Consider the following 309-nt stretch of genomic DNA (forward strand, 5'->3'; position numbering starts at 1 on the left):
ACCCGCACCCCGACGACCGGCGGACGGCCGCCTGATTCGGGGGTTGACATGGCCACACAGAACACGGATGCACGGGGACTGGGTTCTGCCGCCGCCGCGGGACTCGCCTTCACCGTGGGAGTACTCGTAGCCCTGGCTACGCAACGGCGCCGGTTCGAGGAACTGCGACATCGAGTCGCGAAAGTGGAGCAGGACGACCGGCAGGCCATGCTCACGGAGCAGCAGCGCCTGCAGTTCTATCTCCTGAGCAAAGCGATGGAGGACCCCGACCTGGCCGCTGTGTACAGCAACATCCAGGTGGACCTGTCT

1 protein-coding gene is annotated in these 309 nt (G+C 65.7%); it reads left to right on the forward strand.

Features of this window, described 5'->3' with window-relative positions:
- Nucleotides 1-48 precede the first annotated feature (48 nt).
- Nucleotides 49-309: DUF6082 family protein (locus IG05_RS0141425; protein ID WP_030349216.1), on the forward strand; the 261-nt coding region annotated here is incomplete at its 3' end.

Origin of the sequence: Streptomyces sp. NRRL S-1022, from assembly GCF_000720135.1 — a bacterium.
Classification (GTDB): domain Bacteria; phylum Actinomycetota; class Actinomycetes; order Streptomycetales; family Streptomycetaceae; genus Streptomyces.